The sequence below is a fragment of the Aequoribacter fuscus genome (assembly GCF_009910365.1).
GTDB lineage: Bacteria > Pseudomonadota > Gammaproteobacteria > Pseudomonadales > Halieaceae > Aequoribacter > Aequoribacter fuscus.
Window position 1 is genome coordinate 1,444,757 of the sequence record NZ_CP036423.1, and the last position, 23,976, is coordinate 1,468,732.

The 23,976-nt window shown below is 53.3% G+C and carries 21 protein-coding genes; 6 read left to right on the top strand and 15 right to left on the bottom strand.

The window, feature by feature from the left end:
- Nucleotides 1–23: 23 nt before the first annotated feature.
- The 5 genes from kynU to EYZ66_RS06510 form a co-directional block, all read right to left on the bottom strand.
- Nucleotides 24–1,259: a kynureninase gene (gene kynU / locus EYZ66_RS06490; RefSeq protein ID WP_009575769.1), complete on the bottom strand. Its 1,236-nt coding sequence runs from the start codon at nucleotides 1,257–1,259 to the stop codon at nucleotides 24–26.
- A 137-nt stretch (nucleotides 1,260–1,396) separates the two neighbouring features.
- Nucleotides 1,397–2,242, bottom strand: a complete 846-nt coding sequence (locus tag EYZ66_RS06495; RefSeq protein ID WP_009575770.1) for an alpha/beta hydrolase — start codon at nucleotides 2,240–2,242, stop codon at nucleotides 1,397–1,399.
- A complete protein-coding gene (locus EYZ66_RS06500) occupies nucleotides 2,229–3,221 on the bottom strand; it encodes an isoaspartyl peptidase/L-asparaginase family protein (protein WP_009575771.1) in 993 nt (330 codons plus the stop codon). Before EYZ66_RS06500 ends, EYZ66_RS06495 begins: the two co-directional genes overlap by 14 nt.
- A 4-nt stretch (nucleotides 3,222–3,225) precedes the next feature.
- Entirely contained in the window at nucleotides 3,226–4,053 is an 828-nt protein-coding gene (locus EYZ66_RS06505; protein WP_040816626.1) for a DMT family transporter, read from the bottom strand.
- 44 nt (nucleotides 4,054–4,097) lie between these two features.
- Nucleotides 4,098–5,408, bottom strand: coding sequence for a serine hydrolase domain-containing protein (locus tag EYZ66_RS06510; protein WP_050793409.1), 1,311 nt, complete (start codon nucleotides 5,406–5,408; stop codon nucleotides 4,098–4,100).
- Between the two features lie 133 nt (nucleotides 5,409–5,541).
- Here EYZ66_RS06510 and EYZ66_RS06515 point away from each other — a divergent pair, with 133 nt between their 5' ends.
- The 3 genes from EYZ66_RS06515 (at nucleotide 5,542) to EYZ66_RS06525 (ending at nucleotide 8,071) form a co-directional block, all read left to right on the top strand.
- Nucleotides 5,542–6,510 carry a phosphotriesterase family protein gene (locus EYZ66_RS06515; protein WP_009575774.1) on the top strand — a complete coding sequence of 323 codons (969 nt, stop codon included), beginning with the start codon at nucleotides 5,542–5,544 and terminating at the stop codon, nucleotides 6,508–6,510.
- Between the two features lie 61 nt (nucleotides 6,511–6,571).
- Nucleotides 6,572–7,195, top strand: coding sequence for a dUTP diphosphatase (locus EYZ66_RS06520; protein ID WP_009575775.1), 624 nt, complete (start codon nucleotides 6,572–6,574; stop codon nucleotides 7,193–7,195).
- A gap of 3 nt (nucleotides 7,196–7,198) precedes the next feature.
- The gene (locus tag EYZ66_RS06525) at nucleotides 7,199–8,071 is read left to right on the top strand and encodes a hypothetical protein (RefSeq protein ID WP_009575776.1); all 873 of its coding nucleotides are present in this window, start codon (nucleotides 7,199–7,201) and stop codon (nucleotides 8,069–8,071) included.
- Here the strand turns inward: EYZ66_RS06525 and trmA are convergent.
- From trmA to EYZ66_RS06550, 5 genes are all read right to left on the bottom strand, one after another.
- Nucleotides 8,054–9,151, bottom strand: a complete 1,098-nt coding sequence (trmA, locus tag EYZ66_RS06530; protein ID WP_009575777.1) for a tRNA (uridine(54)-C5)-methyltransferase TrmA — start codon at nucleotides 9,149–9,151, stop codon at nucleotides 8,054–8,056. The genes EYZ66_RS06525 and trmA overlap by 18 nt on opposite strands.
- A gap of 277 nt (nucleotides 9,152–9,428) precedes the next feature.
- Entirely contained in the window at nucleotides 9,429–9,659 is a 231-nt protein-coding gene (locus EYZ66_RS06535) for a hypothetical protein (RefSeq protein WP_040816615.1), read from the bottom strand.
- Nucleotides 9,656–9,985 (bottom strand): DsrE family protein, encoded by a 330-nt coding sequence (locus tag EYZ66_RS06540; protein WP_040816617.1) that lies wholly within the window; start codon nucleotides 9,983–9,985, stop codon nucleotides 9,656–9,658. The genes EYZ66_RS06535 and EYZ66_RS06540 overlap by 4 nt, the downstream gene beginning before the upstream one ends.
- 26 nt (nucleotides 9,986–10,011) lie before the next feature.
- Nucleotides 10,012–10,689, bottom strand: a complete 678-nt coding sequence (locus EYZ66_RS06545; RefSeq protein WP_009575779.1) for a Bax inhibitor-1/YccA family protein — start codon at nucleotides 10,687–10,689, stop codon at nucleotides 10,012–10,014.
- Nucleotides 10,690–10,821: 132 nt separating this feature from the next.
- Nucleotides 10,822–11,160, bottom strand: a complete 339-nt coding sequence (locus EYZ66_RS06550; RefSeq protein ID WP_009575780.1) for a hypothetical protein — start codon at nucleotides 11,158–11,160, stop codon at nucleotides 10,822–10,824.
- 246 nt (nucleotides 11,161–11,406) lie between these two features.
- On the opposite strand from EYZ66_RS06550, the gene EYZ66_RS06555 reads away from it, so the two are divergent.
- A complete protein-coding gene (locus EYZ66_RS06555) occupies nucleotides 11,407–13,299 on the top strand; it encodes a propionyl-CoA synthetase (protein ID WP_009575781.1) in 1,893 nt (630 codons plus the stop codon).
- Between the two features lie 15 nt (nucleotides 13,300–13,314).
- Here the strand turns inward: EYZ66_RS06555 and EYZ66_RS06560 are convergent, their stop codons facing one another.
- Both EYZ66_RS06560 and EYZ66_RS06565 read right to left on the bottom strand, forming a co-directional pair.
- A complete protein-coding gene (locus EYZ66_RS06560) occupies nucleotides 13,315–14,280 on the bottom strand; it encodes a sulfite exporter TauE/SafE family protein (protein ID WP_009575782.1) in 966 nt (321 codons plus the stop codon).
- Nucleotides 14,277–14,834: a winged helix-turn-helix transcriptional regulator gene (locus EYZ66_RS06565; protein WP_009575783.1), complete on the bottom strand. Its 558-nt coding sequence runs from the start codon at nucleotides 14,832–14,834 to the stop codon at nucleotides 14,277–14,279. Before EYZ66_RS06565 ends, EYZ66_RS06560 begins: the two co-directional genes overlap by 4 nt.
- Nucleotides 14,835–14,860: 26 nt before the next feature.
- On the opposite strand from EYZ66_RS06565, the gene putA reads away from it, so the two are divergent.
- Nucleotides 14,861–18,004 (top strand): bifunctional proline dehydrogenase/L-glutamate gamma-semialdehyde dehydrogenase PutA, encoded by a 3,144-nt coding sequence (gene putA, locus EYZ66_RS06570; RefSeq protein WP_009575784.1) that lies wholly within the window; start codon nucleotides 14,861–14,863, stop codon nucleotides 18,002–18,004.
- Here putA and EYZ66_RS06575 read toward each other — a convergent pair.
- The 3 genes from EYZ66_RS06575 to EYZ66_RS06585 are packed head-to-tail and all read right to left on the bottom strand — an operon-like array spanning nucleotide 18,001 to nucleotide 22,546.
- Entirely contained in the window at nucleotides 18,001–19,542 is a 1,542-nt protein-coding gene (locus EYZ66_RS06575; protein WP_009575785.1) for an FGGY-family carbohydrate kinase, read from the bottom strand. The genes putA and EYZ66_RS06575 overlap by 4 nt on opposite strands.
- 15 nt (nucleotides 19,543–19,557) lie before the next feature.
- The gene (locus EYZ66_RS06580; protein WP_009575786.1) at nucleotides 19,558–20,964 is read right to left on the bottom strand and encodes an FAD-binding oxidoreductase; all 1,407 of its coding nucleotides are present in this window, start codon (nucleotides 20,962–20,964) and stop codon (nucleotides 19,558–19,560) included.
- 10 nt (nucleotides 20,965–20,974) lie between these two features.
- A complete protein-coding gene (locus EYZ66_RS06585) occupies nucleotides 20,975–22,546 on the bottom strand; it encodes a glycerol-3-phosphate dehydrogenase/oxidase (RefSeq protein ID WP_009575787.1) in 1,572 nt (523 codons plus the stop codon).
- Nucleotides 22,547–22,690: 144 nt separating this feature from the next.
- On the opposite strand from EYZ66_RS06585, the gene EYZ66_RS06590 reads away from it, so the two are divergent.
- Complete coding sequence (locus tag EYZ66_RS06590) at nucleotides 22,691–23,971, top strand: hypothetical protein (RefSeq protein WP_009575788.1); 1,281 nt, start codon at nucleotides 22,691–22,693, stop codon at nucleotides 23,969–23,971.
- Nucleotides 23,972–23,976: the final 5 nt, after the last annotated feature.

The window sequence follows — 23,976 nt, forward strand, 5'->3', positions numbered from 1 at the left end:
TATTGCTCTCCGATAATTTGCTGTTAGGTGACTGTATTTCGGCGAAGAAAGCGCTCATCGAGATAGGATTTACATCGCACGATCTCGTGTAACTTTAACGCGGCTTCCACAACGTCTGCAAACGATAGGAAGAGAGGAGAGAAGCCAAATCGTAGTACATTTGGAGCACGAAAATCGCCGATTACGCCCTCGGCAATCAGCGCTTGGCATAGTGCGTAAGCATTCTCGTGTTCGAAGCTGAGCTGAGCTCCCCGTTGAGCGTGTTCCCTTGGGGTCACCAAACGGAGTTCCTCATCGAGTCCTAAGTTGCTCAGCGATGTGAGGAATAAGTCACCTAAGGCTAAAGCCTTTTGTTCCAGTTGCGGTAGGGTAAGTTCTTGGAAGTCGGTCAGAGCGCCCAGTAAGGCCGCCATGGACAGCACCGGAGGTGTGCCGACCAAGAAGGATCTCATGTCGCTCGCCTGTGAATAATCGTGATCAAATGCAAAAGGCGCTTGGTGTCCCATCCAGCCTTGTAAAGCACTTCGGCCAATCAAAGCGTCGGGCCTCGCGGCATAAATGAATCCCGGTGCGCCTGGTCCACCGTTTAAATACTTATAGCCGCAACCAACGGCAAAATCGACTTGCCAAGCGTGCAAGTCGATTTTGAGAACTCCAGCACTGTGGGCTAGATCGCAGATGACAATTGCGCCGGCAAGGTGTGCTTGTTCGCAAATCGTTTTAATGTCGTAGCGCTCGCCTGTTTTGTAATTCACGTGGGATAGCACGACGGCTGCAACATCTGAGTCCAAATGCTCAACGATGTCGTTGGTCTGATGGTAACTCAACAAAATATCGCCTCGGGCAAATTCAGCCAAGCCCTGTGCGACGTAATTATCGGTGGGAAAATTGTCGGCTTGGAGCAGAACACGCTTTCGCTCACTGGCGCTCAGGACTCGAGTGAGCAGTTTGAATAGATTGACCGATATGCTGTCACAAACGATCAGCTGATCTTGCGTGGCGCCTAAGAGGGGCGCAAGAGCGGCACCAATCCTCTGGGGCAGGCCAATCCAATCGTGTATGTTCCAGCTTTTGATAAGATCTTTGCCCCATTGATCTCGCGCGCACGTATTCAGCGCCCGAAGCGCAGCAAGGCTGAGAGGGCCCAGCGAATTGCCATCCAAGTAAATGGTCGCCTCTGGAAGCTCAAAACGTGCTTTATACGACTTAAGAGCATCGTGCTCATCCAGTCGCAAGGCTTGTCGTTCAATGTCTATCACTTAAGCTCCTTCATCCTGATGCGCCCCGGGCACTCGTGCTGCGCCATGCTTCGCAACTGAGTTTTCCAGGCGCTACTGTTTGCAATGCCCCAGGGCCTTGAGTCCCAGTCAGCAGGTCTGCTAGCTGACCCGATAATTCATTTTTGTTGATGCTCAAGTGTCGTCAGCGCCGTTTTTAGGACGTCCATGAGCTCGCGATGGGCTGCACTGTCAATCATCAACCAATCAAAATGACCAACACTTGGCAGCAAAAGTGACTTTGCGCCAAGCACATTGGCCTGCTCTTTCGGCACAATAATGTCATCGATGCCTTGCAGAATCCAAACCAAGCGATCTGTATAATCCCAAGCGCTTGGACTCGCTTCACGGTAGGCGTCGGGTTGTTCGTGGGGTGCTGCCCCCATAAAGGGCACGGTACCCTGCTGGCAAGAGTTTTTGCCCATCGCATAGGCGACCATGTCGGTGATCGGTGCGAGTGCGACTGTCGCGACAGGTGTCTGACGATGCCATTCTGATCTGGCTGCCAACAAGGCGAGATGGCCTCCGGCTGAGTGCCCGATTATGATAGTCGGAGTGACTGTATCATCGCCTAGGATGGCTTTTATACCTTGCTGAACATCGAGCAGACTCGTGGGCCACCCGCCCCCAGTTGTGCCAGTGCGGCGGTATTCAAGAGTCCACGCGTCAAACCCACTCTCGCCTAAGTGAGACACGAAGCTGTCGGCGTGAGTGTGATCAAATTCGCTCAGCCAGCAGCCTCCATGCACATAAATGACTCGTGCTTTAGCTGGGGTTTGCTGTGCTGTCCATCGCAGGGCGAAATTGTGTTCACTCGGTCCGTAATCGAGGCGCTGATCGAAAGGCGACAAAGGTTGCGCAACTACTTTGCTCAAAGGTATCGCGCTCTCGGTCGTCATGACGGAAAAGCTCAGCGCAACAATGACAACAATACGAGCGATCAAATGGCTGCTAGGGCTCAGCATAGATCTTCACAAAGCGCTCGCCACGGCTGTTAATGCCGGCGCGATACATACCTGTGGTGTTAAAGCTAATAATGACCTCACCCGTCGGATTGAGGCCGATAATACCTCCGTCTCCGCCCATCGCGACCAGCTTTTCTTGAACTACTTCGTCTGCCGCGGCTTGCAGATTGATATTTTTGTAGGTGCTTCTGGCGCAAATATCGTGCGCGACGGCTGCCCGGATAAAATACTCCCCATGGCCTGTCGCGGAGATGCCGCAGACTGCGTTATCGGCGTAAGTACCAGCGCCAATAATAGGGGCGTCGCCTACTCGACCATAGCGTTTGTTTGTCATGCCGCCGGTAGAGGTTCCCGCTACGATGTTGCCGGCCTTATCGAGCGCGACTGCGCCGACGGTTCCGTACTTCTCGGGTTTTGGAATCAGGGCCAAGGGTTCTCGGGCCTTGGCCTTGCGGACCTGTTCAAGACGCCGAGGCGTGATGAAGTAGTCGTTCTCGACCAGCTCGAGCCCTTGCTCGGACGCGAACAGTTCAGCACCTTGGCCAACAAGCATCACGTGTTTCGATTCTGTCATGACAGCGTAGGCTAACTCGATTGGATTCTTGACCGACGTCACGCTCGCTATCGCACCAGCTGCGAGGTCGGAGCCTCGCATGATGGATGCATCAAGCTCCGCCTTCTCTTGATGCGTCAATACCGCACCGTGACCTGCGTTAAACAGCGGCGAATCTTCCAGCATTTTTATGACGTCGATGACCACAGTTTCGCTTGAGTCACCAGCCACTAAGCGTGCATGGCCATAATCGATCACTTTAGCAAGCGTATCACGATAGTTTTGCTCCAACTCTGGCGTCATCTTGTCGCGAGTGATGGTGCCCGCGCCGCCATGAATGACAATGGCGACGTCGCTCGCACCCAGTGTTGATGGTGCTGTAAAAATCAGGGTTAGACCGACAAATAAGCCTGCAATGATTCTCATGTTTCTACCTTTTTGAGTTGAGCAAAGCGCCAAGAATGATCAGGGCACCGCCTATTGCTGTAGTTATACTCGGAGTCTCGGAAAAAAGCAGCACCCCCAGCAATCCAGCAATAGGAACTTGGATATAGGAAAACGCCACGACCGCTCCCGCATTATGGAGTGCTAAGCCTTTCGTTAACCCCCACTGCCCGAGTTGGGTAAATACGCCAACACCGAGCAAGATAAGCCAATCTATCCCGGCGGGTATCACAAACGTCTCCCATCCTAGGAGTATGGCGGCGGGCAGGCATACGAGAGGAAAGTACAGAATAATCACTGAACTGTCCTCTATCGGTGCGAGTTTTCTAACAATAACGTAGGCCGCTCCTGATCCTGCGGCACCTAATAAACCGAGCGCAGTGTAAGTGGGGTGTAAGGCAGCCTTGCCCCCACCGAAAAATGTGTCGGGCTGGATCACTACCAACAACCCCATCAGACTGAGAGCGATGCATATCAAGGTGTTCCGGCTCACGTTTTCGCCCAGGGCAACTAGCGCAAAAAGAACCGTGAAAATAGGGTGCGTGTATTGTAGTAGGGTGGCCTCTGCAAGCGGCAGATGAATGACCGACGTGTAAACGCACATGAGTGCAAGAAATCCCACGAACCCCCGTGCAAACAACAAGCCGCGATGTGTTCCAAGCAAATCAATGCCTTTCCGGCGTGCGTCCCACGCGCTAATACCGAGTGATATCAGGGCTCGCGCCGCTATGATCTCGAGCACTGGAAAACCCCGGGCGCCGGCTAGTTTTACCAAAGCGCCCATTAACGCGAACCCTAGCGCGCTGAGTACCATATACTGGGCTGCTAGGGTTAATCGATTGTCCGCGGTGGTGGCTGTCAACGCAAGAAGGCTTGGTAGGTAGCCTTCATGAAATCTTGTCCCAGTTGGGTTTTGTGCGGAATACTTTGCGTCATGAAAATGCCAATAAGATCGTTCTCGGGATCAATCCAGAACGTTGTGCCGGCGGCACCGCCCCAGTAATAAGTTCCTACACCCTGGGGTGTTGCTGCTAATCCTTGGTCTTTGATCATACCAAAGCCTAGACCAAATCCTCGGCCCTCGCGAGGCGTACCCCCATTCACATAGGCATTGGCCGCTTGTTCGCCTAAAAAGTCAGTGCGCATCAAACGTACAGTACTTGGGGCCAACAGGCGTACGCCGTCGAGCTCCCCTTCGTTAAGCAGCATGCGAGCAAACTTTAGGTAGTCATCGGTCGTGCTGAGTAGGCCGCCACCGCCTGATTGAAAGATAGCGTCGGGCTGATAGGGATCGTTCAAGGCATCAGGTGCTGGCACCAATCCCTGTCCTTGCATTGCCTTAGCAAAGGCATCGGGGTCGAGTTGTTCCGGTGTCCCCTGGGGTGCATATAAGGTGACTACGCGGTCTTCGCTGCTCTTGGCGATTGTAAAGCGGGTATCGCGCATACCAAGCGGTTGAAAGATTTCGGTCTCTAAGAACTCGGCGAGCGATTGGCCTGATACCACCTCAATGACGCGGCCGAGGACATCGGTGGCGACGCTGTAGTGCCACTTGGTGTCGGGCTGATACTGCAGGGGTACGGTGGCCAAGCGCTGCGTAAAATCCGCTAGGGTTAGCTGCTTATTCATCATCATGCCGGCTTGCAGGTACGCCAAATCAACCGGAGTTTTGCCGAAAATGCCGTAGGTGAATCCGGCCTTGTGGGCCAACAGATCTTCGATGGTGGGTAGGCGCTGCAGCGGTTGCGTGGGCAGTGGCTGGTCCGCGTTAAGCTCTGCTGTCGGATCAAAAGCACGTAAATTCGCAAACTCGGGGAGGTGTAAGGCGAGAGGGTCATTCAAGCGCAGTTCTCCGCGCTCAGCCAGGATCATAATGCCAACGCTAGTGATCGGCTTCGTCATCGAGTAAATGCGATAAATGGCGTCCTTGCCTAACATTTCGGCGTCGCGATGATCGCGTTTACCAAAGGTTTTGTTATAAACGATTTGGTCGCCCTGCCAAATGAGTCCCTGGCCGCCAATCATGAGATTGGTCTCAACGGCCGCTTCCAGCAGTGTGTCAATGCGCTCTAAGCGCACTTGTGACCAATCACTCTTCGGGGAAGATGCTGCCCCCATAAGTAGTAGCGCGACAAAAAGTCCGCTCAGCGTTTTACCCAGTGTTTGCATTGTTGCCTCTTATTAAACATTTACTTGAATGCTGGGCTAGTGTGCCGAAGATGATGCGATTTGCCAATCTTTGAATGTTGACATGCCGACGTTCAGCGGCGATTGTAGAGCTTCAAATAAGGAGAATAACACGATGGCAAAAATTCAATCAGTATTGGGCGGCTTGGACTCGGATAAGTTGGGTAAAACATTGGTTCACGAACACGCTTTAATCGGGTTTCCTGGTTGGTTTTTAGACTCAAGACAGCCAAAGTTCAAACGTGACGAAGCGCTTGTGCGAGTATGTGCCGCTTTCGAGCAGCTCAAAGATTATGGTGTGCAAACGGTTATTGACCCATGCCCGTCGGACATCGGTCGCGACGTGGATTTCTACGCCGAGATTGCAACCCGCACGGGGATTCAATTGATTTGTGCCGCCGGGGTATATTACGAAGCGGCTGGACAACCGTTCACCTTCCGCCTGTTGGAGGAGGAGGCGATTACTGAAATTTTCGTTAAAGAGCTCCAAGATGGCGTGGGCGAAACCGGTATTCGGCCCGGTATTGTTAAAATTGCCAGCGGCGAGCCAACCATGTCTGAGTACGAACGTAAAATTATTCGCGCCGCCAGTAAAGCGGCGGCAATCGCTGGTGTGCCCGTGCTGTCGCACACGGAAAGCTGCCATTGTGGCCATGAGCAAGTGGACTTGGTGACCGGCGCAGGCGTCTGTCCGCATAATTTTGTGGTGGGGCATTCCGATGGTACCGAGGATATCGAGTATCAAAAATCGCTCGCTGACAAAGGCGTTTTTGTTGGTTTCGATCGGTTCGGTTTGGATATCGAGGTGCCTGATGAGATTCGTATTCGCAACTTCAAGGCCTTGGTCGATGCGGGTTATCGGGACTCTCTGCTGATGTCACACGATTATGTTAACTGCTGGCAGGGTGGCCCTCCCGGTATTCCGCCAGGTGTTTCGACGTCGGAAATTTTGCCGCATTGGAATATGACGCACATTTTTGAGCGCATCATTCCGCAGTTAAAGGCGCAGGGCATGACCGACGCCGATTTTGATCAGATTTTGTGTGGTAATACGCAGCGATTTTTAACGGTGGAGCCCAGCTAACTTGCTTTTTAGTCAGGCCTTGCGCATGCTTCGTCGCACGTATTTTCAGGAATAGTAAACTATGACGCCAGCTATTTTGACCATGCTGAGATTGCAGGATCAAATGAATCAGAAAGTCCATCCCGATTGGGTCAGTCAAAATTACGAATGGTACCGGGCGGTTTGGATTGAGTGTGCCGAGTTAATGGATCACGTGGGTTATAAATGGTGGAAACATCAAGAATGCGATATGGACCAAGTCCAACTCGAGGTCATCGATATTTGGCACTTTGGTTTGTCCGCTATGTTCGATACCGCCAAAGACTTTGAAATGATGGCCAGTCAGATCGTCGAGGCAATTTCGACGCATGATCCAGTAGACATGGATATCCGCACTGCGACCGAAAGTTTGGCCCAGCATTGTTTGCAGACGGGCGGCTTTTCAGTCACCTTGTTTTGGAATTTGCTGACCGCGGCAGAATTAGATTTCGATGCGCTTTATCGCTCGTATGTGGGCAAAAATGTCTTGAACTTTTTCCGCCAAGACAATGGGTATAAAGAAGGCACCTACATTAAGCAGTGGGCGGGAAGAGAAGACAATGAACATTTGGTTGAATTAGTCGCTGACTTGGACACTGGCGCAGAGGATTTTGCGGATCGCTTGTACCAAGCTTTAGTGCAACGCTATGCGTCGTGCATTGATTAGTCGATGTCTGAGGCTCCAGATAAGCTGTCGACCAGTGCGCTAGCCCGGCAATTAGACATCCCGATCCAGCAGCTATTCGCGGTCTTGCGCGATTACGAGTGGATCAAGCGTGTTGACGACGAATGGGTCTTAACACCCAAAGGTGAGTTCGAGGGCGGAACCTACCGCAACTCGAAACGCTTTGGGCGCTATATCGTATGGCCACAAAAGGTAGCGACGCATCCTCTATTGGTAGCGATCGAAGCACAGCAAAGACACAGCGCAGCGGAGTGGGCCGAGCGCGAGGGTTTGCCGCATCCGGTCTACATCGAGCGCATGTTGGTCGAGATAGGCTGGCTTAAAGACACACCTCTTGGTACGGTTGTTACGGCCCTCGGTGCGAGCAATGGCGGGGAAGTAGCTGATCTAGGTTGGATGAAGAGCGGGGTGGTTTACTGGCCCAGTGCAGCAGAGCACAACAGTCAGTTGCAGGCGCTAATTCACGCGGTTAAGCGGCCCTTAGAAACAGAACCTCTGCCCAAAAGCGACCTGTTTGAGTTGACTGGGTCTGGCCATTGGACAGCTATTGATGGACGTGAATGCTCAAGTGCCCTGCAAGCAAGGTGTGCTAACTGGTTGTATTTGCGCAGAATTCATTTTGCTATTGCATGCCAGCTGCACGAGGGGGCAGTCGCTGACATTTATTTGCCGGATGAGCGGGCTGTGATCTTATTCCAGCCTCACACTATGGGCTCGACTCAGTGGAAAAGGCTGCTCGATAGCCAATCCGTTTTCGAGCGAAACGGCTATCGCGTGCTACTGTTTACGACAGAGTCCGAGCCGCAAACCGAGTACCGTTTAGATCATTGGCTCCGTGAGCTATGGGCGCTTAGATAGGATAACGCCGCATTCGGTGTGGTGCGTGTAGGGAAACTGATCAAACACCGCCCATGCATCAATGGTGTGTGTTTGGGTGAGCGGTTCAAGGTCACGTGCCAAGGTTTCGGGGTTGCACGAAATGTAGGCGATAGAGTCTATGCTTTGTGCTAAACGCAGCGAGTCCTCGTCCAACCCGGCCCGTGGCGGGTCCACCAGAATAGCCGCGAAATCGTATTCTCCAAGTGCATGGGGCAGCGCTGCTAGTCGCTTGAATGCACGTTCGCCGCGGAGTGCCTGCGCGGTTTCAGCGGCATTCAGGCGCGCTATAGCGATGTTCTCAATGTTATTGAGTGCGATGTTCTCATGTGCGGCGTGTACAGAAGATTTTGCAACTTCAGTGGCCAGTACTCGACGAAATTTTTGGCTTAACGGCACCGTGAAGTTACCCAGTCCGCAATACAGCTCGATGAGGTCGCGTGAAGTATCACCAAAGTGTTGGCTGACCCACTCAATCATTTTGATATTGATGGCCGCATTGGGTTGGGTAAAGCCCTGCTCGTAGTAACGATAGTGGTAGTTCGAATGGTTAATATTGAGAGTCTCGCTAATACTGCTGCCGTTGAGTACCACCTTTTGTTTGCGACTACGGCCGATAATTCGACAGTCCAATGTCTTGGCTAGCGCGCGAGCAGATGCTTCCCAGTCATCTGAGAGGGCTTTGTGGTAAATCAGTGTGACCAGAGCCTCCTTTGTCGTGCTGGTCAAGAACTCGATTTGGAACAAACGCTCGCGCAACACCGGTTTATCGATTATGGCGGTTCTGAGGGCAGGCATAAGCCTTTGGATGGTCGGGCTTCCAAAAGGGTAGCTGTCGATACGCAGGGGCTCTTTGGGGTTGTCTTTATCGAACATGGCGTAGAACAGGTCGTCGCCGTCATGCCAAATGCGAAATTCCGCACGCATTCTGAAGGCATCTTGCGGCGAGTCGTGCACCGAGGGCTGGAGATCTGTGAACGGCGCAAATAGCTCAGTACACCGACGCGTTTTTTCATTGAGAAGGGCTTGATAACGTGCGGGCTGAAAATCGTTTGGGAGCAAGTTATATTCCTAGCTTAGGTAGGCCAAAAGAAACATCGGGTGTATTGTACGCTAAGCTCGGCCCATTTGTCGTAATCTGCATGTTGTCCAAACGGAAGGGCTTGAGTCTGAGGGCACAGCCAATAAGTGTCGCTTGAGTGCTCGGCAAGACTCTTGAGTTGATTAACATCGAGATCATTGGGCGCGAAAAGCAGTAACAGCACGCTCTGGCTGGGCGCTGTACTCGCCAAAAAGGAAGCGAGGGAAGCTTGTTGGATTACGATGAGCTGCTCCAAAGCTACAGCCTCAAGATTTGCGCGCTTGGGTATAGCGCAAGTAGTGAGTTTAGGTCAGTATCGTGAAGTTCTCCCCCAAGTTCGCGGAAAAAGGCGAGGTTCGATGACTGGCTGGCCTCTCGCGGCAAGCCTAGGATATGCGTCGACGTTTGCATCATGGCATAGACTAACCCGAGCTCAAGGGCCAGATCGGCAGAGTTTTCTGTGCACAGAATAATAATGTCTGTAGTCATGCTGGGAAACTGACTATTTTGGCGGCGCTAAGACTGGCTTCTACCCAACTGGCATGCCCAGCGACTTCGATCTCGGGGGGTATATCACAGTTTGGTAGGGCGCTCATGCTACCTGAGCATACCCAAAGCTGGACTTGGTGGTCACGTGCAAGCTTGAGCCAGCGACTAAGAATGTCTGAGTGTTGCGCTTGAGTAACCTCTACAGCGTCGCCGGCAAAGTATATAACACGGATCTCAGCTCTTTGTGCTAGTGCAGCGCAAAAGGCTTCTGCATGCAGGTACGTGGTAGAGCCGGGGGGCGAGGCAACAAGAATAGCGTGGGTCATAAAAAAGCGCCCGAAGGCGCTTGGGTTTAGTCGTCGCTACCGGTCAATGCGGTGAGCAGGTGCAGCATATGAATGAACAAATTGTAGATGTTCAAATACAGCGAAACCGTTGCTCTGATGTAGTTAGTTTCGCCGCCGTTAATGATTCGGCTGGTATCAAACAAGATCATACCTGACATGATCATGATCACCGCCGCTGAAATGGTCAGTGACAGTGCGGGGATGGCGAGGAAGATATTAGCGATCATGGCCACGACGGCGACCAGTAAGCCCACCATCAAGAAACCGCCCATGAACGAGAAGTCCTTGCGTGTGGTCAAGGCATAAGCTGACAGGCCGAAAAAGACCAAGGCGGTACCGCCAAGCGCTTGCATGACTAGGGCAGAGCCATTGGGTAGCGACAGATAGGCTGTCAACATAGGGCCAATGGATGCGCCCATAACGGCAGTGAAAGCAAAGATCGCGACAAGACCTTTGCTGGTATCCGCCATTTTGTTGACCACGAAAAGCAAACCAAATCCTACCAGCATCAGAATCAATGCGGCGCCCTGACCCAAGCCAATCGCCATGGATATGCCCGCGGATACGGCGCTCACAACAAGAGTCATTGCGAGTAATAAATACGTATTGCGAAGCACCTTATGCGTGCTGACCAGCGATTCCACCTGGGCATTTGCGTGAGTGTAAACCGGTTTTCCTTGCATCGTTGTACTCCTAGAAATTCATGAATGCGTGCTTTCTTAGCACATTCTTAATAATAGTGACCCTGCGGGAAATTTCCAGTGTTATCGAACGAAAAAACCGGCCTAAAGCCGGTTTCTCGAAATGATGGTAAGCTACAGGCTAGGCGTTAGTAATTGCCAAGCTGCGGTGTTGTCTGCCATCACGGTATATTGGTACGCAACGCGTGTTCCGTGCGGCAGATCTTGAAGTTTTTCGGCTTGCGCTTCTTTAATCATTAGCGGTTGGCCGCGCGATAGATCGCAGGACGCTTGCCGCGAAGCGGGTTTGGCAGATTTGAAATCGACGTATACGTCTAAGCCGCGTTGTTCTGCCTTGGCTTTGTTGACCACACCTTTCAAGATGCAGCTCTGTTTAGCCTCGTCAGCCATTGAAGGCACCGCAATTAACGCAAGTGCTGAGGTTAAGCCCAATAATGCTACTTTTTTTAACACGTCTAGTACTCCTGTTGAAGTTATCTGTCATCTCGACAGTTTCACAGCTTTGTCACTTAATTTTCATCTAAGTGTCATTAAGCTGTAACAAATCAAAGATACGCCCTTCTGCAGTCGTCGTCAATATCTTGTGGATTATTGATTTCAAACAAGTTCGACAGTCGACTATGGTCGATTGCTGTGGCTCACTGTCAAAAGCTATAGTGAGGGACGACGAACGATTGACGGTAACGATAGAGGGCCTAAATGAGCAGTATCTTCGACGCGGTATACCAAAAGAGTTTAGATGACCCCCACGGGTTTTGGGGTGAGGCAGCGACAGGCATATCATGGTCGCGGAAGCCGACGACGATATTAGATGACAGTCAGGCGCCTGTTTATCGTTGGTTCAGCGATGGTGAGTTAAACACGTGCTTTAACGCGCTCGATCGACATGTGCGCGCCGGTCGGGGAGACGCAACCGCGCTCATTTACGACAGTGCCATGACCGGAAATCAAAGCCGATACTCCTATGCAGAACTTACGGAGCTCACGGCGCGTTGCGCCGGTGCAATTCAAAACCTTGGTGTAACGAAAGGAGACCGAGTTTTAATTTATATGCCTATGATTGCCGAGGCGGTCGTGGCTATGCTGGCTTGCGCAAGGATTGGCGCCGTTCATTCCGTCGTGTTTGGCGGTTTTGCTGCCAATGAGTTGGCCAAGCGCATTGACGACGCCACACCGACGCTGGTGATTGCTGCCTCATGCGGACTAGAGCCAAGTCGGGTCGTACACTATCAGCCACTGCTTGAAGAGGCGCTCGGTCTCAGCGTGCACGAGGTTCCCAAGGTGCTGATGGTGCAGCGCGATGCGTGGCAAGCGCCCATGCGCGAAGGGCGTGATTACGACTGGAGTGTCGAGGTGCCAAAAGCGCCTATGGCTGATTGTGTGAGCGTAGCGGCGACGGACCCGCTCTACATCCTCTATACCAGCGGGACCACAGGACAGCCCAAAGGTGTGGTTCGGGACAACGGTGGGCATGCCGTCGCGTTACACTGGAGCATGCAGCATATTTATGATGTTGGCGAAGGTGAGGTGTTTTGGGCGGCGAGTGACGTAGGTTGGGTCGTCGGGCATTCCTACATCGTTTACGCACCATTGTTGGCGGGTGCGACGACTCTGATGTACGAGGGTAAGCCCGTGGGCACTCCAGATGCGGGCGCGTTCTGGCGTGTGATTGAACAGTATCATGTGAAGGTTTTGTTCACTGCACCCACCGCATTCCGAGCGATAAAAAAAGAGGACCCCAAAGGTGAATTGCTGCTGAATTACGCGACCGATTCGCTAAGTGCCTTATTCTTGGCGGGTGAGAGAACCGATCCAGACACTTTGCACTGGGCGCAGCAGAAATTGGGTGTGCCGGTGGTTGACCATTGGTGGCAGACGGAGACCGGCTGGGCGATTTGTGCCAATTGCTTAGGCATACAAGATCTGCCGGTCAAGGATGGTTCGCCAACGAAACCGACACCCGGCTGGAACTTGTGCGTGCTAGACGAGGCAGGAAACCCTTTGCCACCCGGAGAACTCGGTTCGTTGGCGGTGAAGTTGCCGCTGCCGCCGGGTGCGTTTCCTACCTTGTGGAATGCCCCTGACCGTTTCATCGAGAGCTATTTGGCCGCTTTCCCGGGTTATTACAATACCGGTGATGCGGGCATTATCGACGAAGAGGGCTACGCATTTATTCTGTCTCGCACCGACGACATCATTAATGTCGCGGGACACCGCCTTTCGACTGGCGGAATGGAGGAGGTGCTCGCAGACCACCCCGACGTTGCCGAGTGTGCCGTGTTAGGTATTGCGGATGCGATGAAAGGCGAAGTACCCATGGGGCTGGTTGTGCTGAGCGCAGGCGTAACCCGAGATCACGCCGAGATCGTGAACGAATTGGTGCAGAGTGTTCGTGATCGTATCGGTCCCGTGGCCGCGTTTAAACTCGCAGCTGTGGTCGAGCGATTGCCAAAAACGCGTTCAGGTAAAATTTTGCGCGCTACCATTCGTAAAATGGCAAATGGTGAGAGCGTAACGGTACCTGCGACCATCGATGATCCCGCTATTTTGATAGAAATTCGGCAAGTGCTCGATACCCTGTTAGGGCGATAGTGCGATCGGAGTCAACTAGTTCGAGAGATCTTTTAATTTTATGAGTAAGCCCCAAGTGGTCGCGGCTAACACGATCAGTAGTAGGACACTGAGAGGGCTTAGGTACTGTCGCTCAATCAGTAAAAACCACGCAAACTGGGCTAGGCACAGCACGGATACAATGGCGATATTTGTTCTGGGCGCAAGTCGCGAGACGACGAGTACCCCAAGCGGCGCACCCAATGCTACCACGGGGGCTGCCGTCAGCCACTGCTCGATGACCCCAGGTGACCAAGCGCCGCTCAGCGTTTGTAAGACACTGCCATAAACGGATGCGTACGCCATAATCACAACGGATGTGGGAATGGCGATCGCAATATTCGCTCGATACATCAGTATGAGCGTGCTGTAGACCAACATGTCGATACCAACACCGGTAAACGCGACGGTTGTTAGCCCTCCGATCATTCCTAGCAGAACCCCGACTCGTAAGTCGGTACTTTGGTGATGAGAGATAAATCCCGTTTGTTGCCGCAGCTCGCGGCCATAACGCAGGTGATAGATACCAAAGCTGGCCCAAAGAACGGAGAATAAGGCTTTAACCGCAAACTCCGAGACCCAGGGTGAAATTGCGAATAAGCCGATAGGCAAGCCGAGCGTGACGCCGATAATGCTACCTCTGAGAACTGTGCGTGCTAGCGCTTGTTTGCGACACCATATCAGCAAACTCGCACTGGTCATCCCGATTGATTGAACGGCCAAGCTGAAGTCGCGGCCTACATGCGTAGGATAGTCGAAGCCAAATACCAGAACGGGAAAGCCAACGGTGCCGCCTCCCATAGGGGTTGAGCCGGCAAAATAGCTTCCTAGCGCCATACTGAGGGCGATCGGCCAGTGCTCGCCGAGCAAGTGCCAGGTGTCAGAAGTCAGGAAATACGCCGCCCATGCGCCGTAAAATACCACCAAAAAGCACAACCACGGGCCATACTGTCGAATGTTCACTGGACGTCGGCTCGCACGGGGATTGCGGTTTCGGCTTTGACTTCTTCAATGACCACATACGTGTGAGTCTGACTCACGAGGGGTATTGTCGCGAGCTTTTCACCCAAAAAGCGCTGGTAGTGCTGCATATCCGTGCAGCGTATTTTCAACAGATAATCGAACCCGCCGGCGACCATGTGGCATGACTCGACCTCCGTTATACCCTTCATGAGTTCGTTAAAGGCTTTTAAATTGGCGGTGCTGGTGTTCGTCAGTAAGACTTGTATAAAGGCAAGCGTATTGGCTTTGAGTTTATTACCGTCGGCCAGTGCAACGTAACTCTTGATGTAGCCTTCTCGTTCTAAACGTCGGACGCGCTCTAAACACGGCGTGGGCGACAGAGCAACCCTCTCAGCAAGTTCGACATTCGAGATCCGACCATTTTTTTGGAGGATTTCGAGTAGCTTACGGTCTATTCGGTCCAGCGTTTTCTTTTTGTCGGTCATAGGTGCAGAGTTAAATATCAAAAAGTAGGTCAATAATAGCGAATAACTCTGGCGAAAGCTTGACATCATGCGCGAAAGTTCTTGAGGAGATGAGTATGTCAAATACTGTTCTTGCTGTTGAAGGTGTACCGGGGTACCCGATCGCTCCAGACGAGCATGCGTGTGTCGAGCATTTGCTGCAGATCTCGGCTTTGAACGAAGAGCAACGTCAGGCAATTGTGGAATCGGCGATCGCGATGGTTGAAGCCTGTCGATCGCAAAGTCACAAGGCGGGCACGCTCGATGCTTTTTTGCAGGAGTTTGGTCTATCAAACAAAGAGGGTATTGCACTGATGTGCCTTGCGGAAGCGCTACTGCGCGTGCCTGATGAGCAAACCGCTGATCGTTTGATTGCCGAGAAATTGAGTTCGGGCGATTGGAGTTCACACAAAGGGCGCTCGGAGTCCGCTTTTGTAAATGCTTCAGTGTGGGGCTTGATGTTGACGGGCTCAATCGTATCGCTCGACAAATCAATGACCAAAGATACGGGCGATTGGATGCGACGGCTAGGCGCCCGACTGGGTGAACCTGTGATTCGAGCAGCAGTATTGCAAGCTATGAAGATAATGGGCGGGCAATTTGTTTTGGGCCGGACGATAAAAGAGGCGCTCAGACGTACGCATAAAGCGTTTAGAAATGGCGGGCGATTTTCGTTTGATATGTTGGGTGAAGGCGCGCGGACTGCTGAGGACGCAGAGCGGTATTTTCAATCCTATCGGGACGCGATCGCGGCGATTGTCGAAAAGCGCAGCGGTCTTGGTGCCATCGAGAGTGACAGTATTTCTGTTAAAATTTCAGCCTTGCATCCGCGCTACGAAGAGCGGCAGTCAGCGCGCGTCATGGGCGAGCTCTACCCGAAGCTGTTGTCATTGGCGGAGTTCGCTAAGTCAGGCGGCATAGGCTTGAGTATCGATGCCGAAGAATCGGAGCGGCTGCAGCTGTCGATGCGTTTATTTGCGCGTTTGGCCAACGAGCCAAGTTTGCGTGGGTGGAACGGTCTGGGCTTTGTATTGCAAGCCTACCAAAAGCGCGCCGTAAGCGTGACACACTGGCTAGCCGGGTTGGCGCAACAGACGGGTCGGAGAATTCCCGTACGACTGGTCAAAGGTGCCTACTGGGATCGTGAAATCAAACACTCGCAGGAACTCGGCCTTAGCGATTACCCCGTGTTTACTCGAAAGTGCCATACCGATTTGTCTTATCAGGTGTGTGCTGAGTCTTTGCTGAGTTACCCTGAGCTGTTGTATCCCCAATTCGCAACCCACAATGCGCATACCGTTGCACTTGTACTGGCGTGTGCCAAGCCTGCACAAGCCTTCGAGTTTCAGCGCTTGCACGGCATGGGGCACTTGCTCTACGAGACTCTTGGTGCGCAGCGGCCTGAGGTGCCGGTTCGCGTTTATGCTCCAGTGGGTCAACATCGAGATTTACTCCCATACCTGGTTCGACGATTGCTTGAAAATGGTGCGAACTCATCCTTCGTCAACCGTTTTCTCGACGCTCAGGTTCCGCCCGCAGATTTGGTAGAAGATCCTGTTGCCATCACGCAGATGCAATCTGTTTATCGTCACAAGAAACTGCCGGTACCCAGGGCTTTATACGCGAGTGAAACTTACTGCTGGGTGAATGCTAGTGGTGTTGATCTGCAAGATGCGAGTCACTATCCAGAATTTGAGCAGGCGATCGAGCGAGTAAGAGCACATCCTATCACTGCCATTCCAACCGCTCGGGTGCATGCAGTACACGAAGATATCACCAGTACACCGATAGTGAGCCCCGCAGAGCAAACACTGGAGGTGGGACGCGTTGTTGAGGCAACGATTGACGACGTCGATCTTGCGATCGCCCGCGCGGTGGCCGCGTGGCCAACTTGGATGCAAGTCAGCGTTGACGCAAGGTCGCAAGCGCTCGAAGCGGCTGCCGAGACACTTGAAACGCAGTTATTCGACTGGGCCGCGTTGATCAGTCTGGAGGCGGGCAGAACGCTTGATGATGCGGTCTCTGAGGTTCGTGAAGCCGTTGATTTTTGTCGTTACTATGCGCAGCAGGGCCGGCGCCTATTTGGTCAGCCCCTCGTCTTACCCGGACCCACAGGAGAGACGAATCGCCTGGTTTGGCAGGGCCGCGGGGCTTGGGTGTGTATTAGCCCCTGGAATTTTCCGCTTGCCATTTTTATCGGGCAGGTAGCGGCTGCACTGGTTGCCGGCAATACCGTGGTAGCGAAGCCTGCAGAGCAGACGCCCCTGATCGCTCACAAAGCCGTTACCTTATTACACGAGTGTGGAATTCCCACTGAGGTCCTCCAGTTAGTGCCGGGTAACGGCGCCGTGGTCGGAAAAGCACTGGTGAGGGACTCTAGAATTGCCGGTGTTGCCTTCACCGGTAGCACGGAAACCGCGCAGGGAATTAATCGTGCGCTGGCGGCAAAGAATGGTCCTATTGTGCCGTTTATCGCTGAGACAGGGGGCATCAACTGCATGATTGTCGATGCCACCGCGCTGCCAGAACAAGTCGTCGATGATGTGATGGTATCTGCGTTTCAGAGCGCTGGGCAGCGCTGTTCTGCCTTGCGCGTCCTGTACTTACAAGAGGATGTGGCTGACGGAATCATTACGATGTTGCGGGGCGCGCTCGCCGAGTGGCGGGTGGGTCATCCTTGGCGTCCCGAGTCCGATATGGGCCCGTTGATTGATGAAGAGGCGGCGCGGCAAATACGTCATCACATTGAGCAGCTTTTGCAAACCGAAACATTGCTTGCCAAGTCCCCTGTGACGAACATTCCGCACTCCGGGTACTACATTGAACCCCACGTGTTTGGGATCAGTCGTCTCGATCAGCTTAAACGCGAAGTGTTTGGACCTGTACTGCACGTTATTTCATACAAAGCCTCCGAATTCGAGCAAGTACTGCAAGATATCAATGAATCAGGCTACGGCCTTACCTTAGGCGTGCACAGCCGTATTGACGGCTTTGCGCAACAAGTATTCGCCAAGACACGGGTCGGCAACACTTATGTCAATCGCAACATGGTCGGGGCAGTCGTCGGCGTAAATCCGTTTGGGGGGCAGGGACTTTCAGGAACGGGCCCGAAAGCAGGCGGGCCCAATTATTTGCAGCGCTTTGCCCTTGAACGCACCTACACCGATAACGTCGTGGCGAAGGGCGGTAACACCGACTTATTTACAATGGCTGATGATTAAGCCCTGTTGAAGAGGTCGTACAGGGACTGAAACAAGGGTTTTAGTTGTCGATATTGCTGCAGGTAGACCTGCTGGTATATTCCATCGTACAGCAGAGCGTTGGTTGTATTTGGTTCAAAGCGCTGACCAGTGCCTGTCATCGCTTGGCAAGCAGCTTCCATTGTCGGGTACATTCCCAGGGCTGCAGCACCTAGGATGGCGGCACCTAGGCCGCTGGCTTCGTAGGTCGAGGGTCGTTCGCACGGACAGTTCAGTACATCGGCAAGGATCTGCATGACGCCGTCGCTTTGTGATCCGCCGCCAGCAACGCGGCAGTAGAGCAAGGGTTGTTTGCCACGTTTTTCGAGTAATTCTTTGCCCTCGCGCAGGCCGAAAGCCAGTCCCTCGATCAAGGCGCGGTAAATGTGGGCTTTGGTGTGCGTATCGGTAAAGCCGATGATGCTGCCACGCGCCTCGGGTCCGGGTTCTCCCAAACCCGGATTCCAGTAGGGTTGTAGCACTAAGCCTTCGGCCCCAGCTTTAGTCGAATTCAGGAAGTGTTCTATGGCCGATTCATCGGGCGACGCGGTAGTCGTATTGGCTAAACCGAATACATTCTTTAACCAGTTGACCATCCAGAAGCCGCGAAATATTTGCACTTCAAGGTTGAAGACTCCGGGCATCGCGGCAGGATAGGGCGGAATAAACGGTCTGGGCTCTAGGTACTTGTGATGTGTGACGTTAATGGTTGCCGTGGTGCCACATGAGATGCTGCCGACGCTGGGGTCGACACAGCCACTGCCGAGCACCTCACAAGCTTTGTCGGCGGCGCCAGCGATCACAGGGGTGTTGAGTGGGATGCCTGTTTCCTTGCTGCACTCTTGTGTGATTCGGCCGAGCTCGTCGCCCGTTTGAACCAATCGCGGTAGCTGGTCGCGTCTTACCGGCATGCAGCTCCATTTCCAATCGCTGTCTTTACACCAATCCTGAGCTTTGTAATCGAAGGGGATATAGCCAACTTGGTTCCCAACGCTGTCGGCCAGTTCGCCGGTGAGTTTGAAATTCAAGTAGCCTGACAGCAGCACAAAGTGAGCTGTGTGTTTCCAAACTTCGGGTTCGTTCTGCGCGATCCAATTGATTTCACAGGCTTGCTCTAGAGCATCGATGGTGGGCTTTAGCCCGAGCAGACGGAACAAAATGCGCCACACAAGAGGGCGCCGTGATCTGATTTCCGCTAACCGTTGGTCTGGCCAAATAATCGCTGGCCGCAGTGGCGTTCCGCTTGCATCAAGATTGATGACTGTGGCTCTTTGTGTGGTGGGAACCACCGCTTTTATTTGCTTGGCTTGAACTCGATTCTGACTCCACAGCTGCTGACAGACGCGACACAGAGCCTGATAGAACGCGTCGACGTCATGCTCCATCCAGCCTGGCTGCGGGTGCTGATAATCGTCCAGGGCCACCTGCGCTTTGTCGATTAACTCGCCCTGGCGGTTAAACGCCAAGGCTCGGATGCTTTGCGTGCCATTGTCGATGGCCAGAATCAGATCTTCTGTCATGGTGCTACCTAATTGTTATTCTTCTGGGAGCAAGTTCCCTGGGTTCATAATACCCTTTGGATCAATGGCGTGCTTCACGGTTCTGAGTAATTCAATGCCTTGGTCACCCAAATCGTGATGCAGGTATTGGCGGCGCAAGCGTCCAGATCCATGGTGATGGGCGATACCCCCACCGGCCGCAGCCGTTGCTGTGAGCGCTTTGTCCCACGCCTCAAAGTACAGCGCTTCCATCTCTGCGGCATCGGTTGGCGCACACGCGAAGGTGAAGTAGAGGTTAATACCCGATCGATACACATGCGAGCTGTGGGCTGAAGCGAGCGCAATGCTCGGCACGGTTTGTAAGGCTGCAACGGTATTGTTATACACCGCATCAATTTGCTGCCAAGTGGCCGATACCTCGATCGTATCGGCGATGACGCCCATATTTAGCAGGTCGACCCATTCAGGCACATGATTGCGGTGGTCTAACCAGCCTTTAGTGACCGAACTGTCGGCTTCCACCAGGCCTACCGTATCGGCGATAGCTCGAATGGCCTCGAGTTCCGCTGTGACACGACCGGCGGGACCCTCGTGCACCATGAGCAGTAAGCCCGAATCGTCAGACTCGTAGTTGGGGAACAAACGAGTCACTTCCGAAGCGTCGTACTGACGCATGACGGGTGGTCGCCAATCGGCCTGCACAATCTGTCGCTGCGCTTCAAACCCTTGTGCCATCGAGTGGCAGTAGAACGCGCTGAACTCTCGCGCTTCAGGTTGCCGTCTTAGGGATAGAGTGACCTTGGTGACGACGCCCATGATGCCTTCTGCGCCCATAATTAAGTGGCGCAGATCGGGACCGGCCGCAGCGCGCGGCGCCTTGCCAAGTGTTACGATTTCACCGTTGGGTAGCACCACTTCCATGGCATAAATAATGTCCTCGATGTTGCCATAAGCTGTCGAAAACTGACCCGAGGCGCGGGTTGATACCCAGCCGCCAACGGTCGAAATTGCGACCGACTGAGGCCAATGCCCAATGGTTAGGCCGTGTGCAGCGACGGCTTCTTCGGCTTCTAAACCATTTTTGCCCGCCTCGAAAGTGGCCAGTAGATCGGTCGGGTTAATGTCGCAGACCTGATTCATACGGCTCATATCCAGCAGAATATCGTCACCTTGCGGTTCAATGCCGCCACAGACACCACTGCCCAAGCCGTAGGGGATTACCGCGATAGCATGCTGGTTGGCATAGCGGATCAGCGCCTGCACCTCTGCAGTGGTGGTGGGGCTGACAACGCAGGCCGGTGCGGTCACGGTTTGCCCGCGCCAGTCGCGATAGTGCTTGACGCACCAGCGGTCAAACCGGCGTTGATGCGTGTCTGCCTCGGCTGAGGATACCTTCGAAGCGCCGAGTAGGTCGCTGAGAGCTTGGGTATGAGAAAAAGTCATTGTGGACACCTTAGTGAATGTGTTGTCTTGATGCTTTGTCGATTTCTAAGCAGTGAGTCACCTCGTGTTTGCGTCGATCATCACTCCAGTTAAGCAGCTCAGCCATGACGCGCGAGGCGGGTTCTAGTGAGTCGATGCCTCCGCGGTCGTCAAACCATGCGCGGCTGCTGCGGCGCGCCCAGTAATCTTCGAGTCGAAGAGCTCCTTCGACAAGCACAGCGTAGCGAACCTCGGCTTCAAGGCCCGTCCCCATGGTATAGACTTCATTGATCTCGCTGCCGTACATACGTCGCCAGCGGGTGAGCGTGATCTCATCAAGCTTCGTAAGATCTGCGTAAAGTATCGATTCGCCACCGGGGAGCGGTAGTGTTGCAGTGGTGCAAGGTTTTGCTTCGATGTTTAAGATGTCGATGGCCCGATCAACGATTCGTTCTGCCATGGCTCGGTAGGCCGACAGCTTGCCGCCGGCGATGCTGAGCATGCCCATGGGGCCTTCCCAGACTTCGTCCTTACGGGAGATTTCGTTGGCTTTGCCCTCGGTGCTGCCGACTAAGGGGCGTACTCCTGACCATACCGAGACCACATCTTCTGCGCTAAGATGGGTGTTGGGAAAGTACCGGTTAGTCGTGTTAAAAAGATAGTCGATATCTTTGGCGTAAACGTCGGGCCAGTAATCACTGTCGGGGTAAAACTCATCGGTTGTGCCAAGATAGGTGTAATCGCCTGCGGGCACGGCAAAGATTTTGCGCTTATCTCGTGTCGACATCACCACAGTATTGTTCACTTTTAGTCGATGGGCAGCCACCACCACATGAATTCCGCGGCTTAACGCCAGTCGCGGAGCCTGCGCAGGGTTTTCCAGTTGGCAGAGTTGATCAACCCAAGGCCCTGCGGCGTTGATGACCAATTTGGCTTTGATCGTAGCCTTGGTATCGTCTTCTGGTAGGCGCGACTCAGCGGTAAGTGAAAAATCGCCGTCACGCGATACCTCGGTGACTGCTAGATAATTACCGACCACTGCGCCTTCGGCTTTTGCTGAGCGGATGGTAGCGAGCGTAAGCCGCGCGTCGTCCGTTAAGAATTCTGGGTATACGATGGCGTTATGCGCCCCTTCGGTCGCCAAGCTCGGTTCTTGTGCCTTGAGTTTGGCAACGGACCAAACCTGGTGCTTGTCTTCTTTGCCGACCTTGCCAAGAAATTCGTAGACTTTTAAGGCAATCCGTAAAAACATTGATTCAACGCGCGAGCGCGTGGTCAATATGTACGGTGATTTGGTCGCTAAATGCGGCGCGATAGAATGCAAAATAGCGCGTTCCGACGCGCTCTCTTTAACCACCGGTATGTCGCCTTGAACGAGGTAGCGCAAGCCGCCGTGAATCATTTTGGAGCTTCGACTGCTGGTCCCGCTTGCAAAGTCTTGTGCTTCTAATAGGGCGACTTTCAATCCTCGGAGCGCGGCGTCGCGGGCGATGCCGGCGCCGGTAATGCCTCCACCGATAACCGCTAAGTCGAAGCATGTCGCTTCGAGTGTCTGCTTTAGCTCGGTTCGATCAGCGCAATTTAAAGCTGAGTTTCGTGACATAAGGCTTGCCTGAAGTAATTTTTGTCAGTCTACCATCGATTTTTAAAGTCTATTGTCTAATTTTGTACATTTTAGGCAAGACAAGGGCGGTCAACGGTCGCAAAATAGACACTATGCGATCACAACAACAATAATGAGGTTTCCATGCGCCGACTTCTTCCTATCGCTTTTTTCGGTGTGCTGTTTCTTACGACGTGGCCTGCCGCTGCACAAAGTGAAGCGCTGGATAGCGCTCAACGAGATCCGCTCAGTGACGCTTGGTCAGCACTGATCGTTGCTATGCAGCAAGCTGAGAGCGAAGTGCGTGACTTTGAGTACTTCGATTCTGAGCAGGACCAAGCGCGGGCCTATTTGCTTTTGTCCCGAGCGCTTCTGAAAGGCATCGAGGAGCAGCTACTCAATGACCCGGATTTCCCACTGTTCAGGATCATGGATCCGCGCATGAAGGAGGGTGGCGACAACCCAGACCAGCGGTATTCGTTTGCCGAGATCAAAGGAAATACAGATTATGTGATTCGCGGCGAGCTCGGTTCGGCTGCGCGTCTTGAAGTGCAATTGTACGCTGGTCGGCCGTGGGCAAATGACGGCGAAAGTCTGGATTATCTGGCGTTTGAAGACATCGAGCTTGATCGTGAGGGTCAGTTTGAGATTCGGGTGCTGAAACAATGCGGCCAAGGTCAGATGAACTGTGTAACCAATCCCGAAAATACGACCACGGTCATGGTGCGCCAGATTTATGCAGATTGGAATACGCAGCCTGCAGGCGAGTTGCACATCGACCGAATCGGTTTCGAAGGCAGGCCCAAAGCTGCACCAACGCCTGAGAGTGTTGCTCAGCGCATTGAGGCCATGGCCTATACCATGCACCAGTCCGCCGTGACCTGGCCGCAGATGGTTAAGGAGCGTTACACCGATCGCCGCCCACCCAACGTCGTGAGCCCGTTAATGGATACGTTCAAGTTTGGTGGTGTGCGCGGTCGCTGGATGGCGAGTGGTCATTTTAAGCTACAGCCCGGGCAGGCGCTGGTGATTAAGTCATGGCCTGTAGGTGCCCCTTATCAAGGCATACAGCTCACGGACCTGTGGTTTGCATCACTTGAGTACGCCAATCGCGTCACGAGTCTTACGCAGCGGCAGAGTGTGCTCGCACCCGATGGCGCGATTTATTACGTTATTACGAGCGAGGAAACGGGCTATCCAAACTGGCTTGATACTATGGGTTTAGAGCGGGGTGCGTTCATCATGCGATATGACGGCGTTGGTGGCGCGATTGAGCCTTCGCGATGGCCCAGTGCCCAACTGGTTGATATAGACGATTTAAACGCTGTCATTCCGGGTTTTGAAGATACCAAGCTGACACCAGATGGTAGGGATCAGCAGCGGGCTTTGCGTCGAGCGCATGTTCAACAGCGATTCGGATTTTAAGGTTA

Coding starts and splice junctions, on each gene's coding strand:
- EYZ66_RS06580 (WP_009575786.1), bottom strand. CDS start 20,964: ATGACTTTTTCTCATACCCAAGCTCTCAGCGACCTACTCGGCGCTTCG.
- EYZ66_RS06515 (WP_009575774.1), top strand. CDS start 5,542: ATGGCAAAAATTCAATCAGTATTGGGCGGCTTGGACTCGGATAAGTTG.
- EYZ66_RS06590 (WP_009575788.1), top strand. CDS start 22,691: ATGCGCCGACTTCTTCCTATCGCTTTTTTCGGTGTGCTGTTTCTTACG.
- EYZ66_RS06520 (WP_009575775.1), top strand. CDS start 6,572: ATGACGCCAGCTATTTTGACCATGCTGAGATTGCAGGATCAAATGAAT.
- EYZ66_RS06535 (WP_040816615.1), bottom strand. CDS start 9,659: ATGACTACAGACATTATTATTCTGTGCACAGAAAACTCTGCCGATCTG.
- EYZ66_RS06575 (WP_009575785.1), bottom strand. CDS start 19,542: ATGACAGAAGATCTGATTCTGGCCATCGACAATGGCACGCAAAGCATC.
- EYZ66_RS06525 (WP_009575776.1), top strand. CDS start 7,199: ATGTCTGAGGCTCCAGATAAGCTGTCGACCAGTGCGCTAGCCCGGCAA.
- EYZ66_RS06540 (WP_040816617.1), bottom strand. CDS start 9,985: ATGACCCACGCTATTCTTGTTGCCTCGCCCCCCGGCTCTACCACGTAC.
- EYZ66_RS06495 (WP_009575770.1), bottom strand. CDS start 2,242: ATGCTGAGCCCTAGCAGCCATTTGATCGCTCGTATTGTTGTCATTGTT.
- putA (WP_009575784.1), top strand. CDS start 14,861: ATGTCAAATACTGTTCTTGCTGTTGAAGGTGTACCGGGGTACCCGATC.
- EYZ66_RS06500 (WP_009575771.1), bottom strand. CDS start 3,221: ATGAGAATCATTGCAGGCTTATTTGTCGGTCTAACCCTGATTTTTACA.
- EYZ66_RS06545 (WP_009575779.1), bottom strand. CDS start 10,689: ATGCAAGGAAAACCGGTTTACACTCACGCAAATGCCCAGGTGGAATCG.
- EYZ66_RS06565 (WP_009575783.1), bottom strand. CDS start 14,834: ATGATGTCAAGCTTTCGCCAGAGTTATTCGCTATTATTGACCTACTTT.
- EYZ66_RS06510 (WP_050793409.1), bottom strand. CDS start 5,408: ATGCAAACACTGGGTAAAACGCTGAGCGGACTTTTTGTCGCGCTACTA.
- EYZ66_RS06505 (WP_040816626.1), bottom strand. CDS start 4,053: ATGGTACTCAGCGCGCTAGGGTTCGCGTTAATGGGCGCTTTGGTAAAA.
- EYZ66_RS06555 (WP_009575781.1), top strand. CDS start 11,407: ATGAGCAGTATCTTCGACGCGGTATACCAAAAGAGTTTAGATGACCCC.
- EYZ66_RS06585 (WP_009575787.1), bottom strand. CDS start 22,546: ATGTCACGAAACTCAGCTTTAAATTGCGCTGATCGAACCGAGCTAAAG.